General features: G+C 74.0%; 9 protein-coding genes. 4 read left to right on the forward strand and 5 right to left on the reverse strand.

The genetic code is table 11. The features are described 5' to 3' along the window. The first annotated feature begins 114 nt into the window (after positions 1-114). Positions 115-1,821 carry a bifunctional 3'-5' exonuclease/DNA polymerase gene (locus HW837_RS46165; RefSeq protein WP_045563131.1) on the forward strand — a complete coding sequence of 569 codons (1,707 nt, stop codon included), beginning with the start codon at positions 115-117 and terminating at the stop codon, positions 1,819-1,821. A 169-nt stretch (positions 1,822-1,990) separates the two neighbouring features. On the opposite strand, the gene HW837_RS46170 is transcribed toward HW837_RS46165, so the two are convergent. Next, on the reverse strand, positions 1,991-5,344 hold the full coding sequence (locus HW837_RS46170) for an AfsR/SARP family transcriptional regulator (protein WP_193379543.1): 3,354 nt from the start codon (positions 5,342-5,344) through the stop codon (positions 1,991-1,993). 412 nt (positions 5,345-5,756) lie between these two features. Continuing rightward, complete coding sequence (locus HW837_RS46175) at positions 5,757-6,656, reverse strand: glycosyltransferase family 2 protein (protein ID WP_093791092.1); 900 nt, start codon at positions 6,654-6,656, stop codon at positions 5,757-5,759. A 361-nt stretch (positions 6,657-7,017) separates the two neighbouring features. On the opposite strand from HW837_RS46175, the gene HW837_RS46180 reads away from it, so the two are divergent. Next, positions 7,018-7,710 carry a DUF6000 family protein gene (locus HW837_RS46180; protein ID WP_234442845.1) on the forward strand — a complete coding sequence of 231 codons (693 nt, stop codon included), beginning with the start codon at positions 7,018-7,020 and terminating at the stop codon, positions 7,708-7,710. 44 nt (positions 7,711-7,754) lie between these two features. Continuing rightward, complete coding sequence (locus tag HW837_RS46185; protein ID WP_143110759.1) at positions 7,755-8,369, forward strand: hypothetical protein; 615 nt, start codon at positions 7,755-7,757, stop codon at positions 8,367-8,369. Positions 8,370-8,467: 98 nt separating this feature from the next. On the opposite strand, the gene HW837_RS46190 is transcribed toward HW837_RS46185, so the two are convergent. Then, positions 8,468-9,889, reverse strand: a complete 1,422-nt coding sequence (locus tag HW837_RS46190) for a YyaL domain-containing protein (RefSeq protein ID WP_193379542.1) — start codon at positions 9,887-9,889, stop codon at positions 8,468-8,470. 656 nt (positions 9,890-10,545) lie between these two features. Here HW837_RS46190 and HW837_RS46195 point away from each other — a divergent pair. After that, a complete protein-coding gene (locus tag HW837_RS46195; RefSeq protein ID WP_193379541.1) occupies positions 10,546-12,186 on the forward strand; it encodes a transposase in 1,641 nt (546 codons plus the stop codon). Between the two features lie 80 nt (positions 12,187-12,266). Here the strand turns inward: HW837_RS46195 and HW837_RS46200 are convergent, their stop codons facing one another. Then, on the reverse strand, positions 12,267-14,879 hold the full coding sequence (locus HW837_RS46200) for an ABC transporter permease (RefSeq protein WP_193379540.1): 2,613 nt from the start codon (positions 14,877-14,879) through the stop codon (positions 12,267-12,269). Beyond that, entirely contained in the window at positions 14,876-15,658 is a 783-nt protein-coding gene (locus tag HW837_RS46205) for an ABC transporter ATP-binding protein (RefSeq protein WP_093791094.1), read from the reverse strand. The genes HW837_RS46200 and HW837_RS46205 overlap by 4 nt, the downstream gene beginning before the upstream one ends. Between the last annotated feature and the right edge of the window lie 158 nt (positions 15,659-15,816).

A 15,816-nucleotide genomic window follows, 5' to 3' on the forward strand; every position in this document is an offset into this window, starting at 1 on the left:
GCCGGACAGCACAACCGGAAGACAGCCCAGCAGGGCGTCAGTCAGACCCCGAGCCACGACCACCGGAACCTGAGTATCAGCATCAATGTCAGACCCCCTGTCACACTCGCACCCATGACCGACCGGTGGGTGCTCGCGACGGCCGAGGACGGGGGTGTGGAGGTCGCCCCGCTCGGGGGCGACGGGCTGCTCGCGGGGCCGGTGACGCGGGAGCCCGATCTCGCGGAGGCGGTGCGGCGGCGGGAGCCGCAGGTCGGGCGGTGGGTGTGGCGGGCCACCGGGGAGGTGTATCCGCGGCTGCTCGCGACGGGGGTGCGAGTGGAGCGGTGCTACGACATCGAGGACGCCGAGGCCCTGCTGCTCGGGCACGAGGGCCGGCTCGGTGAGCCCCGTTCCGCTGCCGCCGCCCTCGCCCGGCTCCGCCACGCACCCGTGCCGCCGGACCCGCCCGCACGCTCGGCGGACCCCGGCGCCCAGCCGTCCCTGTTCGAGCCCCGCCCCGTCCACGTCCCCCTCACCGACCTCGTCGAGGTGTACGCGGACCAGCAGCGACGGCACGACGCCACCGCCCACCCCGACCGGATGCGGCTGCTGACCGCCGCCGAATCGGCCGGGATGCTCGTCGCCGCCGAGATGAACCGGGCGGGCATGCCGTGGCGGGCCGACGTCCATCGCGACGTACTGCACGAAATGCTCGGCGAGCGGTACGCGGGCGGCGGCGAGCCGCGGCGCCTCGCCGAACTCGCCGACGAGGTGTCGCACGCCTTCGGGCGGCGGGTGCGGCCCGATCTGCCGGCTGACGTCGTCAAGGCCTTCGCCCAGGCCGGCGTCCGGATCCGGTCCACCCGGCGCTGGGAGATCGAGAGCCTCGACCATCCGGCCGTGAAGCCCCTCCTGGAGTACAAACGGCTGTACCGCATCTGGGTCGCCCACGGGTGGTCCTGGCTCCAGGACTGGGTCCGGGACGGCCGCTTCCGGCCCGAGTTCCTCGCCCACGGCACGGTCACCGGGCGGTGGGTCACCAACGGCGGGGGCGCCCTGCAGATCCCCAAGGTGATCCGCCGCGCCTGCGTCGCCGACCCGGGCTGGCGGCTCGTCGTCGCCGACGCCGACCAGATGGAACCCCGGGTGCTCGCCGCCATCTCCCGTGACCCCGGGCTCATGGAGGTCGCGGGCCGCCCCACCGATCTCTACCAGGCCGTATCCGACCGCGCCTTCTCCGGAAACCGCGACCACGCCAAACTCGCCGTGCTCGGCGCGGTGTACGGGCAGACCTCCGGGGACGGGCTCAAGAATCTCGCCGCGCTGCGCCGCCGGTTCCCGCGCGCCGTGAGTTACGTCGACGACGCGGCCCGCGCGGGCGAGGAGGGCCGGCTCGTACGGACCTGGCTCGGGCGTACGTGCCCGCCGGCGGCCGGCGCCTCCGACGCGGCCGGTGAGGAGGCGGGCCTCCCCCAGGACGACGGCGACCCGGACACCCGGGAGCGCGGCCAGGGCGACGAGTGGGTCCCCGGGTACGCCTCCACCAACTCCCGCGCCCGGGGCCGCTTCGCGCGCAACTTCGTCGTCCAGGGCAGCGCCGCCGACTGGACCCTGCTCCTCCTCGCGGCCCTCCGCCGCGCCCTCGACGGGATGGCGGCCGAGCTGGTCTTCTTCCAGCACGACGAGGTGATAGTGCACTGTCCGGAGCGGGAGGCGGAGGCCGTGGTGGCGGCGATCCGGGAGGCGTCGGAGCTGTCGGGGCGGCTGGCGTTCGGGGAGACGCCGGTGCGGTTCCCGTTCACGACGGCGGTGGTCGAGTGTTATGCGGACGCGAAGTGAGGGGGCGCCTTCCGGGGAACGGGGCCCTCCTGGGTGGGAGGGGGCGCCTTCCGGGGTGGGGGGTCTGTCGGCCTGCGGCTGCGAAATCGTCGTGGCTGGTCGCGCCCACGCGGCGGTAGCCGCAGATTCCATGCCGCCCCGCGCCCCTAGGAGGCGGCAGCGCCGCCTCCTAGGGGCGCGTAGCTGACGGCGCGCGGTTCTTCAGTAGTTCTCTCAGGTCTGTCGCCACCGTCGAGTCCGTGTCGTTCAGGATCTCCTGGGCCCGCTCCCACTCGTGGTAGGCCTCCTCCTCGTGGCCGTCGGCCCGCAGCAGCAGCCCCCGCTGGTGCCGGGCCAGACCGACTGCGTACTGATCGGCGCGGCGTTCGGCGAGGTCGAGGAGGACAGCGCACTCCTGGGCCGCGCGGTCCGGGCGGCCCAGCTCACGCAGGGCCCGTACCAGGCCGAGCCGGGACTTGGACTCGCCCTGCCAGTCCTCGTCGTCGCCGAGGATGCGCAGGCTTTGCTCGAAGTGGCGTACGGCGGCGTCCGGTTCGCCGAGGCGGAGGTGGGCGTAGCCGATGTTGCAGTGCGCGGTGTGCCGTACGACGAGGCTGTCGGCGATCTCGCCCAGCGCCAGGCTCCGCTCGTGATGGGCGATGGCGGCGCGCGCGTCGGTGTGTTTGTAGAGGTTGCCGAGGTGGCTGAAGGTCACCGCCTCGCCGTAGGGGTCGCCGAGCCTGCGGGAGAGTTCCAGGCTCTGCCGGAGCGTCTCCTCACTCTCCTCGTACCGGCCGAGGCTCTCCAGGACGAGCCCCCGGTTGTTCAGACAGCGCCGTACGCACGAGACCACGCCGAGGCGGCGCCACAGCTTCAGGCCCTCGTCGTTGAGCGCGAGCGCCTCCGAGGCCCGGCCGGACATGAAGTGCAGCCCCGCGCGGTCGGTGAGGGCGAACGCCTCGGCCTCGTCGTCCCCGAGGGACCTCGCCAGGTTCAGCGCGTGCCGTCCGAGGACGTCCAACTCGGCGAGCCGGCCGCCTCGGTGCAGATAGGGGAAGAGGTGGCGGACCAGGGTGGGGACGAGTGCCGCCGCCGCGCCGGTGCCCGTCGTGCCGGTGTCCGTCGTGCCACCGACCGCGCCGTGGTCGCGGGCGCAGCGTTCCACCAGGGCGACGATGGTGGGGAGTTCGCGGTCGCCCCAGGCGAAGGCCTCCTCGGCGGAGGCGAAGGGCGGTTCCGTGGGCGGGGGTTCCCCCGGCCGTTCCGTGGCCGGGAGTTCCTCCGGGGGTCGCGCTGTCCCGGCCGTGTTCGGCGCCCCGGACGACGCCGACCCCGTGCGGAGGCGTTCTTCGCGCTCGTACCCCGGGGGGAGCATCACCAGCAGGCTCTGCCGGGCGCGTCCGGTGTACCAGCGCAGGGCCTGGTCCACGGCGGCGGCGGTCTCGGCGGCGGTGGTCGAGCCGGCGAGTTCGCGGGCGAAGTGGCGTACGAGGTCGTGCGGGACGTACCGGCCGTACGTCCTCTCCTCCAGGAGGGCCACGTCGACGAGGCGGTCGAGGGCGGCCTCGGCGCGGAACTCGTCGGTGCCGGTGAGGCGGGCGAGGAGCGGTGCGCCGTAGGCCGGCAGGTCGAGGGCGCCGATGCGGCGGAGGGCGTGGGCGGCGTCGCGGTCGGCCTCGCGGTCGGACGCGCGCAGGGCCTCGTGGGCGACGGCGAGGGAGCGGCGGACGCTCAGGTCGTCGTATTCGAGGTGCCGCAACCTGCCTTCCGTGGCCGCCAGTTGACCGGCCAGCGCGTCCGGGGTGAGGGCGCGCCGGGCGGCGAGGCGGGCGGCGACGACGCGGAGGGCGAGCGGGAGGCGGCCGGTGAGTTCGACGAGGGGGTGCGCGGCGTCCAGGCCCGCCGCGCGGCCCGAGGCGGCCCGCAGCAGGGCCGCGCTCTCGTCGTCCGACAGCGGGGCGAGCGGGATGCGGTGGGCGCCGTCCAGCGCGGTGAGCGGTGAACGGCTCGTCACGATGACCGCGCAGCCGGGGCCCGCCGGGAGCAGGGGGCGCACCTGGGCGGCGGTCGCGGCGTCGTCCAGGACGATCAGGGTCCGGGTGGGGGCGAGGGTCGAGCGGAGCAACGCGGCGGCCGCGTCCGGGTGTTCGGGGATACGGCGGGGCGCGGTGCCGAGGTCCCGCAGGAGCGCGGCGAGGGCCTGGGCGGGGGTGAGGGGGGTCATGCCCGGGGTGGCGCCGTGGAGGTTGATGTACAGCTGGCCGTCGGGGAAGTGTTCGGCGAGTTCGTGGGCGAGGTGGAGGGCGAGGGCGCTCTTGCCCACGCCGGCCATGCCGCTGATGACTGCCGTCGGCGAAGCGGGGCGCCTACTGACTCGGGGGGAACCGTGGGCCGGCGGGTGCGGATTCGTCGTGGGCTGTCGCGCAGTTCCCCGCGCCCCCAGGGGGGTAGGGGCGCGGGTCGCTTCATACGGACCCGTATCCAGAGTCCTCCGCAGCTCCGCCAACGCCTCCCGCCTGCCGGTGAAATGCGCCGGTGGCGGCGGGAGTTGGGCCGGGCGGGGTGGCGGGTCGGTGGAGGTGGCCTCCGGTGCGGGTCCCTGTGCGGGTGCGGCGGGCTCCCGCAGGATCTCCACGTGGGCCTCGCGTACGGCAGGGCCCGGCTCCACGCCGAGTTCGTCGAGGAGACGGGCGCGGAGGTCGCGGTGGACGGCGAGGGCCTCGGCCTGGCGGCCCGTGCGGTGCAGGACGAGCATGAGGAGCCGGTGGAAGGCCTCGCGCAACGGGTGTTCGGCGACGAGGGCGGTGAGTTCGGGTGCGAGCGCGCCGAGCGCGTGCGCCCCGGCGGGTTCGGCCTCCAACCCGCTGTGTTCCGACCCATCGTGTGCCGTCCCGTCGAGTTCCGACCCGCCGTGTGCCGTCCCGCCGAGTGCCGACCCGGCGGGCGCCGACCTGCCGGCCGCGAGGCCGAGGTGGAGGTGGAGTTCGGCGTCGTACCGTCGCTCCAGGAGCAACAGCCGTGCCTCCTCCAGGCGTTGGACGAAGGCCTGAGCGCGGAACTCCTCGACCGGCAGACCGCCGAGCGGTGTCCCCCGCCAGAGGGCGAGCGCGGCGGTGGCCTCGCGCACGGTCCGGGCCCAGTCACGCTCGGCGTGGGCGGTACGGGCGGCGCGGGCGTGGGTCTCGAAGACGCGGACGTCCAGCTCGCCCTCGTCGACCCGCAGCAGATAGCCGGGCGGGATCGCGCGCAGCCGCTCGGGGTCGTCCAACAGCCTGCGCAGCCGGGTCACATGGTTGTGCAGGGAGGCCTGCGCGGAGGGCGGTGGCGCCGCGTCCCACAGCACGTCCTTCAGGGTGTCGACGGAGACGACCCGCCCGGGTTCGAGCAGCAGCGCGACGAACAGGGCGCGCGTCTTGCCGCTGCCGACGGACCGTACGCCGCCACCGGAACCCTCCGCGCTCCCGCTGGCTTCGGTGTCATCCGCGTCCCCGGTCCCGTACAGAACCGGCGGACCGAGCAGTCCGAACCGCAGCCCGTCCGGCATAGAACCCGTCCGTTGCCTTTCCGCACCGTCGTTCCGGGCCCGCCCCGCGGCGACCTGCCGCCGCCTCCCGTACGGCTCCCCGTGGAACCGTTGGGCTCATGTTAGCGATCCGTTGGCGGGACCTGATGTGATCACTTCATCGGATCCGGCGACGACGGCGCACGCGTGAGACGCGTAGCTCGGGGGAGTGCCGCCGCCGCCGCCGGATCCGGGAACCGCACAAAGCGCTGTGCCCCGGTCGACGGGGGTGAACGACCGGGGCACTCGTGTGCGCGGGAGCGGGAACGAGACCGGCGGGCACGCCGGTTCGGCAGGTTCGGTGGGCAGGCCGGTTCCCCAGGATCAATGAACGGGCCGGTTCTACAGGATTGGCGGGCGCGCCAGTTCGGCAGGATCGGTGGGCAGGCCGGTTCTACAGGATCGGCGGGCGGCCCAGCCTTGTCAGGTGCCAGACCGTTCGCCAGCGCATGGGCCGGCGTGCGCCGCCCGACTCGCGCCAGCCCTCCACGAAGCCGCCGAACCATGCCTTCAGCCCGGCCGCCGAGCGCATCCGCAGCAGGGTGATGAGGACCCACACCCCCAGGTGGACCGGGATGAGCGGCAGCGGGAGGCGGCGGCGGGCTAGCCAGACGCGGTTGCGGGCGTTGACGCGGTAGTAGATGGCGTGCCGGGCCGGAGAGGTCTTCGGGTGCTGGAGGAGCAACTCGGGGGCGTACAGCACGGTCCAGCCGGCGTCGAGCGCCCGCCACGCCAGGTCCGTCTCCTCGTGCGCGAAGAAGAACTCGGCGGCCCAGTCGCCCGTCTCGCCGAGCATGGCCATGGAGAGGGCGTGCCCGCCGCCGAGGAACCCGGTGACCGGGCCGCCCCGCATCGGGTCCTTCGCGCCGACCCTCGGCACGTGCCGCCGCTGGGTCTCGCCCTGCTCGTCGGCGATCCTGAACCCGACGATGCCGAGGCGCGGGTCGGCGGCGTACAGGTCCCGTACGCGGCGCAGCACATCGGCGTCGACGAGCAGCCCGTCGTCGTCCAGTTCCACGACGACGTCGACGTCACCGAAGGCGCGGAGCCGCTCCAGGGCGACGTTCCGGCCGCCGGGGCAGCCTAGGTTCTCGTCCACCTCGATGAGGGTGACCTCGCCGGGCAGGCCCAGCCGTTCGGCGAACTCGGGGAGGGGGCAGCCGTTCCCCACGATCACGATCCGTTCGGGCGCGACGTCCTGCTTGGCCACGGAGGCGAGCAGCGCGTCCACCTCCACGGGCCGATTGCCCATCGTCACCACGGCGACAGCGACCCGAGGCCCGGCCTCCACCACGACACCAACCCCATTCCGTCCACGGACCGCCGACGACGACCGGCGGGGCGACGACGACCGGCGCGACCGGCCCGGCCGCCGACGGCCGCCCCGGCGCGACCCGACGACGACCGTCGACCCGCTGCCCAGCCTCCACCGACTGTTTACGGCCGGGATGCTAGTCGTTCACGACGGAGACTTCGCATCGACTCCTCGGCTTCGCCGCTCAGGCCCTCCGCCGACCCCGCGCGTCGGCCCCGCCGCCACACCGACTCGGGCACCGCGCCGCACACTTGATTACGGATCAGACCACACTTCCGCTCCGGTCGGTTTCGGCCGTTTCCGCCCTGCGGGGCGGACCGCCTGGATCTACGCTTCCGGCATGGTGGAGCGGAGATGGCGGAGAGAGCTGCGCGGGTCGCGGGTGGGGCACGTGCCGGTCATGACGCCGGAGGAGGCGGTCCGGTGGAACGCCGTCAAGCGGTACGTCCAGCCGCGCGCCGACCGGCGGAGCATCGGCCGGTACGGGGAACTGCTCAGCGGCCGGTTCCTGCGGTTCGAAGGGGCCACCCGGAGGCGGTTCCTGCACCCTCTGCTCGCCGACGCCTCGTCGATCACGGACGCCGATCTGGAGGCCCTGCTCTTCGAGGGCTGGCGGCCCCGCCTCACCGCGGCGTGGCTGATCGGCATAGCCCGGCGGACCTCCTACCGGACCCGCCTCGGTGAACTGCTGCTGGCCAGCGAGACGGTGTACGCGGGCCTGGGCTACTGCTTCGCCCTGGCCCGTTTCTCCACCCCCGAGGACGCGGAGATCCTCGCCGCCTACCTGGACCGCTACCTGCCCCGCACCGACCTCCGTTACGACCAGCCCGTGGCCATGGGCGCGCTCCTGTACGTCGACAGCCGTCTGGGCACGGCCCACGCGGCGCCCTACACCGCGCCCGGCGGCCTCTATCAGCGCTGGGTGGACGCCGTCGTCCACGAGTCGGACCGCCCCGAGTACGCCCCCGACCGGGAGCTCACGGGCATGATCCGCGTCTGCGACTTCGCCGACGGCTGGACCAGGCCCGGCTGACGCGGCTCTGGTGGCGGCGTTGTCCACCCGCTAGGGTCCGCCCCATGATCCCTGGGGGAGCGCCGGCTGCCGACGCGACGATCGTGCGGTACGGCCTGCGGCGTTTCCTCTGGAGGCTGTTGTTCGTTCCGGTGACCCTCGTCGCCGGCGGGGTCGGCGTGGCCGAGGCGGTGTACGGCCGCGGCGACGGCCTCTTCGCCGTGTGGGGTCCCGTGTTGTTCATCGTGATGGCGCTGCTGTTCGCCGTTCCGGTCGTCTCCGCCTGGCGGACCCGCCGATGGGTGATGGCCTTCGACGCGACGGGTTTCTGGTGGCTCCGGGGCAAGGAGATCGCGTTGATCCGCTGGGACTCGCTCGCCGGAGTGGGTATCCACTGGGCGCACCCGGTCTTCACCGTCGAACTGTGTCCCCGGGACGCGATCGACCGCGACGACCCGCTGTTGGGGCAGTTCGTCCGGGACACGGAACCGCTTCGGCCCGGACTGCCCCGCCTGCGCTACAGCATTCGCCTCCCCCATGCCTACAAGCCCTACGAGCAGGCCCTGCGCCGGTGGGCGCCCGAGCTGTGGTTCGCCGTGGTGGCGCAGCCGTCGGCGTACGCGGGGCGGCCCGGCCGGGCGGGGCGCCGGGGGCGCGCGGCGGGGCGTGGAGAGGGCTGACCGCCGGCGTCCCGCGCGCGCTCCCGTCGTGACGAGGAGCGGCGACTCCCGGGCCTGGAGCGGGAGTCGATGCTCCAGACCCGGTGCGGTCGGAGGTGTCAGGCCCGCAGCGGGTTCGAGCGGACCGCGGCCATCAGGTACCAGGCCGTGGCGCCCGTGTGCCGGTACGGGTAGTAGCCGAAGCCGAAGCCCGTGTCGAGGGGGCTGCTGGCCGAGACGACGCCGGAGCGGTCGGGCAGGGCGCGGCCGCCGACGGTCTGGGCGGTGCCGAGGAGGTCCTGGGCGCGTTCGAGGGAGGCGAGCAGGCGCCGGGCGCGCTTCTCGTCGCCGCGCGCGCCCCGGTCGCGCAGGGCGAGCGCGAGGTGGGCGGTGCCCTCGAACCAGACCCCGTTGCGGTTGGGCTTGGGCTGGAACTCGGCGATGGGCGCGTCCTCGTTCGCGAGGAGACTGGCCGAGCTGAAGGTCACGCCCTCGTACGACTGTCCGACGGGGACCGTGCTGTTGCGGCGCTCGGCGTGGTCCTGGACGGCGAGTTCCCGGGCCGCCCAGTCGAGGGAGCGCGCGTACCGGTCGGAGTCGAGGGCGAGGTGGGTCCAGGTCTGGGTGTCCTCGGGGATCGGGGACCTGTTGACGGTGACGCCGTCGTTCGTGCCGGTGTAGAAGAAGCCGCCGGGCGCGCCCCGGCCCGGCTGCCACATGCCCTTCACGAAGGCCTCGGCGCGTGCCCTCCGCTGCCACCACACCCGGTCACCGGTGAGCCGGGCGAGCCGTCCGAACAGGCAGACCAGGTCGGTGTTGTGCTCGGTCGAGGTGAACGGCAGCTTCTCGTTCGCCCCGTTCACGCCGAACTTGTAGCCGCCGAGGGGCTCGTCGGTACGGCCCGTCCGCTCGATCCACTCCCCGATCCGCACGGCGGCGGCCAGGAACCGCCGGGCTCCGGTCCGCCGGGCCAGCGCGCTCAGCGCGATCCCCGCCCAGGCCATGTCCCCCACGGCCGTCCCCGTGAAGCCGAACTGGGTACCGACGTTGGCCGTGCCGTCCGCCCGGACGAACCCGTCCGGCTGCGGTACGCCGTCGTAGTAGACGTACGGCCCGACGTTGTACGCCTGGCGCAGTCGGCCGTCGTCGTACGCCGGGTCGTGCTCCTGGGCGTAGATCAGCGCGTCCCCGAGCGCCACCGCTCTGGCCCGGCCGTCCTCGGTGCGCACGGCGAGGTGGGCGAGGACCGCGAGGGCGTTGTCGTAGGTGAACGCCGTGCTGAACAGGCCCGCCTGGTCGGTGTAGCTCTGGGTCAGCCGGAGGTCGCCGTGGTCGGGGTAGGCGTCCATGGCGGCGGCGAGGAAGGCGTGGCCGCGCCGCGCGGCGGAGGCGCCGGACGCCGCGGGTGCTGCGTGGGCCGTGCCCGTGCCCGGGCCGACGACGGTGAGGGCCGCCGCCGCGCCGAGTCCGGTGCCGAGGAGCCTGCGGCGGCTGAACGGGTGGGCTCGGCCGCCTTCGCCGATGCCGGTGCTGCCGGTCATGGGTCTCCTTTGGAGGTATGAGGTTCGGTGCGGGGTGAGGTGCGGTGCGGGGGAGGCAGGCTGCGTACCGCGCTCCGAGAGCGCTCTCAAGCGGATGGGGGCTCATTCTGCTGGTGTGCGCGACTAGGGTCAACGCCCGTGCGGGGCACGCGATTTCCCGTCCGCCCGGCCGCGGAAGCACCGGCGTCCCGCGGGATCCGGGCCCGGTACGCGGACTCCGCCACGCGCACCCCGACCCCCGGATCCCGGGAACCGTGAGGTCGGTCCTCCACGACACCGACCTCACGGTCGTTCAGCGGCTTCGCCGGACGGACGGCAGCTCCGGGCGCCGACACCACTGTTTCGATCCACCACTGTTTCGATCCACCACTGTTTCGATCCACCACTGTTCGATCCGGTCGAACAGGGCGGGGGCAGGCGAGGGACAGGGGAGAGCCGGGCAGGGTTTGGAAGTGCTGGCGTTGGAGTGCGTTCAAGAGCGTTCGGGTGCGCGGGGGTGAGTGTGGATGGCCTGTGCCGTGCCGTGCTCCTGGCTTGTGATGCCGGTTTTCGGTGGGGAACTGATGTTCCCTCATCGAATGCGTGACCTTCATGGGCGGTGCTCGTTTCTCAGGGCGACGGGGGTTCTTCGAGTCGGGCCGGGCGGGGGTGGTGGGGTGGGTGAGCTGCGGAGCATCGCGGCGCCGTTCGTCGCGTCCGGCCCGTCCGGTGTGGCCGTCCGGACCCGCCTCAAGCAGCTGACGCCGGGCGATGAGAAGGTGCTGCGGCTGGTGGGCGGGCATCTGGGCTCGCTGGCTTCGAGGGACCTCACGGCGCGCTGCCGGGACGGCCTGGCGCACTCCGGGAAGGCGTGGACGGTCCGCAAGCTGGAGCTCACACCCGCCTCGTCGTCACGCTGGGCGGGCAGTATCACCAAGGCCACGCATGACCAGGGGGCGCTGGCCCGCCGCTGCCAGCTGGCGCACATCCACACCCTGGAAGCGGGGATCCGCACCATCCAGGCTCGGCTGGCACTGCCGGTCGGGCAGAGGGGGACGAAGAAGGCGCCCGGGGGTTACCGGTCGCGGCGGGAGTGGCACGCGAAGGCGCGGCGGCTGCGGGTGCTTCAGGACCGGCTGGCCGCCGCGCGAGCCGACCGTGAGGCCGGGATCGTACACGTCGTACGAGGCGGTAAACGCCTGGCCCGCACCCGCCACCACCTGGAGGCGGCCGGGCTGACGGAGTCCGCGTGGCGTGAGCGGTGGGAGGCGGAGCGCTGGTTCTGCCAGGCGGACGGTGAGTCCGGCAAGCGCTACGGCAACGAGACCATCCGCGTCAGCCCCGACGGCGAGGCCAGCATCAAGCTCCCCGCGCCGCTCGCACATCTGGCGAACGCCCCGCACGGACGGTACGTCCTCACCGGCCAGGTCGCCTTCGCACACCGGGGCAGTGACTGGGCGGACCGCGTCGCGGCGAACCGGGCGATCGCCTACCGCATCCACCTGGATACGGGCCGGGGCCGCTGGTATCTGACCGCGTCCTGGCAGATCCCGCCCACCCCGGCCGTCCCGATCGAGGCAGCGCTCGCCCACGGCGTGATCGGCGTCGACATCAACGCCGATCACCTGGCCGCCTGGCGCCTCGATGCTCACGGCAACCCGACCGGCAGCCCGCGCCGCTTCTCCTACGACCTGACCGGCCCCACGGGACACCGTGACGCCCAGATCCGCCACGCCCTCACCCGCCTCCTGCACTGGGCCCGCGCCTGCGGTGTGAAGGCGATCGCGGTGGAAGACCTGGACTTCGCTACCGAGAAGTCCCGCGAGAAACACGGCGGCAGGAAACGCTTCCGGCAGCTGATCTCCGGCATGCCCACCAGCAGACTCCGCGCCCGGCTGGCCTCGATGGCCGACGCCACGGGGATCACCATCATCGCCGTCGACCCCGCCTACACCAGCCGATGGGGCGCTCAGCACTGGCAGCAGCCCCTCACTAGCACCGCCTGTAAGACCACTCGCCACGAGGCTGCTGCCGTGGCGATCGGAAGACGCGCCCAGGGACACCCGGTCCGGCGACGGACGGCACCGCCCCCACAGCACCGGAGTGATGCGGTGGGGCATCGGACCGTTCAGGCCGGACCAGGCGTTCCTGGGTGTGAGGGAACCCGCCCCCGCATTCCCGGACCACGGACACGATCCGTGCCGCCCGGACCCGGAGCGAACGCGGGCAACCAGAACGCCCAACACCGTCCGGGGCGTTCGGCCGAGCGCGAGACCTGGCAACAGGACTCACTCCCGCTCAGTCTTCAAAAACGGTAAGAGCGCGTACAACATTGGGTGCGCACCCTCGCCCTGCCCTGGAACAAGTCCGTCCTTCCGCAATCGCGCGCCGTCGCCGCCTACTCCGTACGGAGCGCCCTGGCCGTCCCCGTTCCCGCCGCCCACCCCGCCGGCAGCAGCGCGCCCGCCACCGCGATGACCAGCCCGCCCAGCGCGAGGCAGGCGAGGACGGGTCCGTCGTACACGGCGACGACGGTGTCCGGCAGGGTCATGCCGACGGCGTCGCCCATGAACGGAGTGACGAACCCGTGCAGGACGATCCCGGCGGGGACCGCGACCAGCCCCGCGAGCAGGCCGACCCCGGCGACGGAGACGACGACCATGGCCACGGTCTGGCGGGGTGTCATCCCGAGCGCCTTCAGGACTCCGAGGTCGCGGACCCGTTCGCGGGTGTCGAGGACGACGGTGTGGAGGACTCCGAGCCCGGCGACCACGACGAGCATGAGCGTGAGCGTCCCGATCAGCGCGTCCATGGCCACGATCACACTGGAGGAGTTGCCGCCGTCGGCGTGGGCGAACGCGGCGAGACCGGCGCCGTCGAGCGCGCGGTTGAGCGCGTCCAGGTACTGCGTCTGATCGGTGCCCGACGCGGTCCGCACATGGAACCGGCCGGGCGACGCCTCCTCCCCGAGCCCGAGTTCGGCGAGGGTGGCGGTCGAGGTGAGGAGGGTCATGCCCCCGTCCTGGGTGAAGAAGGCCTCGCCGACGATCCGTACGGTGGTCCGTCGGCTCTTCTCGCCGAGCGTCACCGTGTCCCCGACCCCGATCCCGGCGGCCCTCAGGAAGCGCCCGGTCACCACTGCCTGGCCGGGCCCGTCGAGCCAGTGCCCCGAGACCATGTCGGGCGCGCCCCACGCCGAGTCGCCCTCGTAGGCGACCACGGTCGTCGCCCCGGTGACCCCGGAGACGGCCACCTGGGCCTGGGCGGTGCCGTAGAAGCGCCGGGTGCCCTCCTGGGCGCGGAGCACGGTGGCGACCGCCGCCGGATCGGCTTTCTCCCGCTCGCCGCCCGGGCCGCCCGGGCCTTCCGCCGGCACGACCTGGGCGCCGGGCGGCCCCTGACCGCCGCCCGCCTCCACCACGACCGAGCCGGCCGAGTCGAGCATGCGGCCCTCCTGGACCTTGCCCAGCGTCAGCGCGAGGCCGATCGCGAAGGTGACGGACAGGGCGCCGAAGACGACCGCCGCGGCCACCGTCGCCGACCGGGCCGGCCGGGCGAAGGGCTGCGCCAGGCCGAGCCGGACCGCCGGCGGCAGCAGCGACAGCGGTCGGGCTCCGGACAGCCGTGGCACCCGTCTGCGCTCGGATCCAGCGCGTCCGGCGCGGGCCGCGCGGGCCGCGCGCCTGCGCTCGGGCCCAGCGCGTCCAGCCCCTCTGGCCCCTCCGGCCCCTCCCCCGACCGCGATCGCCTCCACCGTCCGCAGGCGTCCGGCGCGCAGTGCGGGGACCACGGCGGCGACCGCGACCAGCAGGAGCGCGGCGCCGGGCACCGCGACGTCCACCCAGACCGGGAGCCCGCCGGCCGGTGCGCCGAACGCCTCCCCCACCTCGTTCAGCACCGGCAGGGCCAGCGCGTTGCCGAGCACCACCCCGAGGACACAGCCGAGCGCCGCCGGGACCAGGGCCTGTGCCACGTACGCCCGTACGACCTGCGCGGGCGTGAACCCGAGCGCCTTGAGCACACCGATCCGCCGGGTGGCCGCCCCCACGGCCCCACCGACCACGATCCCGATCACCAGCACCGACAGACACAGCCCGAGCACCCCGAACGCCGCCAGGAACGGCACGAACGCCATCGCGTTCGCCGTCTCGTCCTGCCGCACGGTCAGATACGACCGCGCCCCGCTCATCGCCCCCTCCGGTACGTCCGCGACGATCGCGGCGCGCGCGGCGGCCAGGTCGGCCTCGGTCGCGGCCTGTCGGAACCGGTAGAGCATCTCGTACGCGGCCGAACCACCCTCGGGGCCCGTTGAGTTCCCGCTCTCGGCCCCGCCCCCGACACGCGGCGGGTTGCCGCTCTCGACCGCGCCGCCGACGCCTTCGACGGCTCCGACGGCTCCGGCGCCTCCCGTGTCGTGTGGCGTCCCCGCCAGCGACTCGGCCTGGGCGGGCGTCACCCAGGCCTCGCCCGTGCCCGTCACCGAGCGGGCGAGGCCGACCACGGTCAGCTTCGGGCCGCCCGGCGTCCCGGGGAAGGCCAGTCGGTCGCCCGGCCGGAAGGGCCCGGCGTCGGCGGCCACGACGATCTGGCCCGGCCGGGTGGCCCACTCGCCCTCGACCAGGTCGATCACGTCGACGGGTCCGCCGGATTCCGCCCGGCCGACGACGGTCATCGGCGGCAGGTCCACCCCGGCCGGCAGGAAGTCCGACCCCGTGACGGTACGGGGGCGTACCGAGACGATCGGGAAGGGACCGGCCGCGGCGGTCACACCGGGCGCGTCGGCGGTCGCCGCGAGCCGCGCCGCCGTCACCTTCGTCCCGTCGAACTGCCCTGTCAGATGCGCGCCGCGCTGCTCCGCGAAGGCCCGCTCGAAAGGGGCCCGTGCGGCGACGAGCAGCCCGACCGCGAGCACGGACGCGGTCACGGCCATCAGCGTCGTCAGCACCGTCACGACGGTCCGCACCCGCCGACGCCCGACGCCGGCCCGCACCACCCGCCCGAGCGCGCTCACCGATCCACCGCCGCCACGCCCGAACCGCCGACGTTCTCCCGTCGGCCGTCGTGCGGCGCGTCGCGCACGATCCGGCCGTCGACGAGTTCGACCGTCCGGTGCGCGCAGGCCTGGGCGAGGCGTGGATCGTGGGTGACGAGGACGATCGTCTGGCCGTCCGCGTTGAGGTCGGTGAGGAGCGCGCGGACGTCGTCGCCGGAGGCGGAGTCGAGCGCGCCGGTGGGTTCGTCGGCGAGGAGGAGGGCGGGCCGGTTCATCAACGCGCGGGCCACGGCGACCCGTTGCCGTTCGCCCCCGGACAACCGGCCGGGGTACGCGTGGGTGTGCCGGTCGATACGGAGGTACTCCAGCAGGCCCGCCGCCCGTCGGCGCGCCTCGGCCCTGCCCTGGCCGGCCAGTTGGGCGGGCAGCAGCACGTTGTCGACGACGGTCAGGTCGTCCAGCAGGTTGAAGAACTGGAAGACCATGCCGACCTTGGCCCTCCGGTACCGCGCCGACCCGGCCTCGCCCAGCCGGTCCACCCGTACGCCGTCGACCGTGACACTCCCCGAACTCGGCCGGTCGAGCCCCGCGATCAGGTTGAGCAACGTCGACTTGCCGCTCCCCGACGGGCCGATGACGCTCACCGCCTCCCCGGCCCGCACGCGCAGCGAGACCCCGTCGAGGGCGGGCGGCCCCTCACCGCCGTACGCCCTGCGCACGTCACGGATGTCGATGACGGGGGTGCCGTGGTGGCCGGTGGGCGGGGGCGATGGCGGGGGCGGCGGGGGCACGGTCATGGGGCCTCCTCTGGAGGGTGGTCGGTGTGTGGCCCCGACGCTAGGGACGGCCCCGCGCCCGGTCGTCCCCCACGACGGCGAACCCCTCTGCCGTACCGGACGGACACCGCGCGCACGTCATCCCCGAGATGTACGCGGACGATGTACCGTCCGTCCCC

This window comes from Streptomyces caniscabiei, assembly GCF_014930365.1.
GTDB classification, from domain to species: Bacteria; Actinomycetota; Actinomycetes; order Streptomycetales; family Streptomycetaceae; genus Streptomyces; species Streptomyces caniscabiei.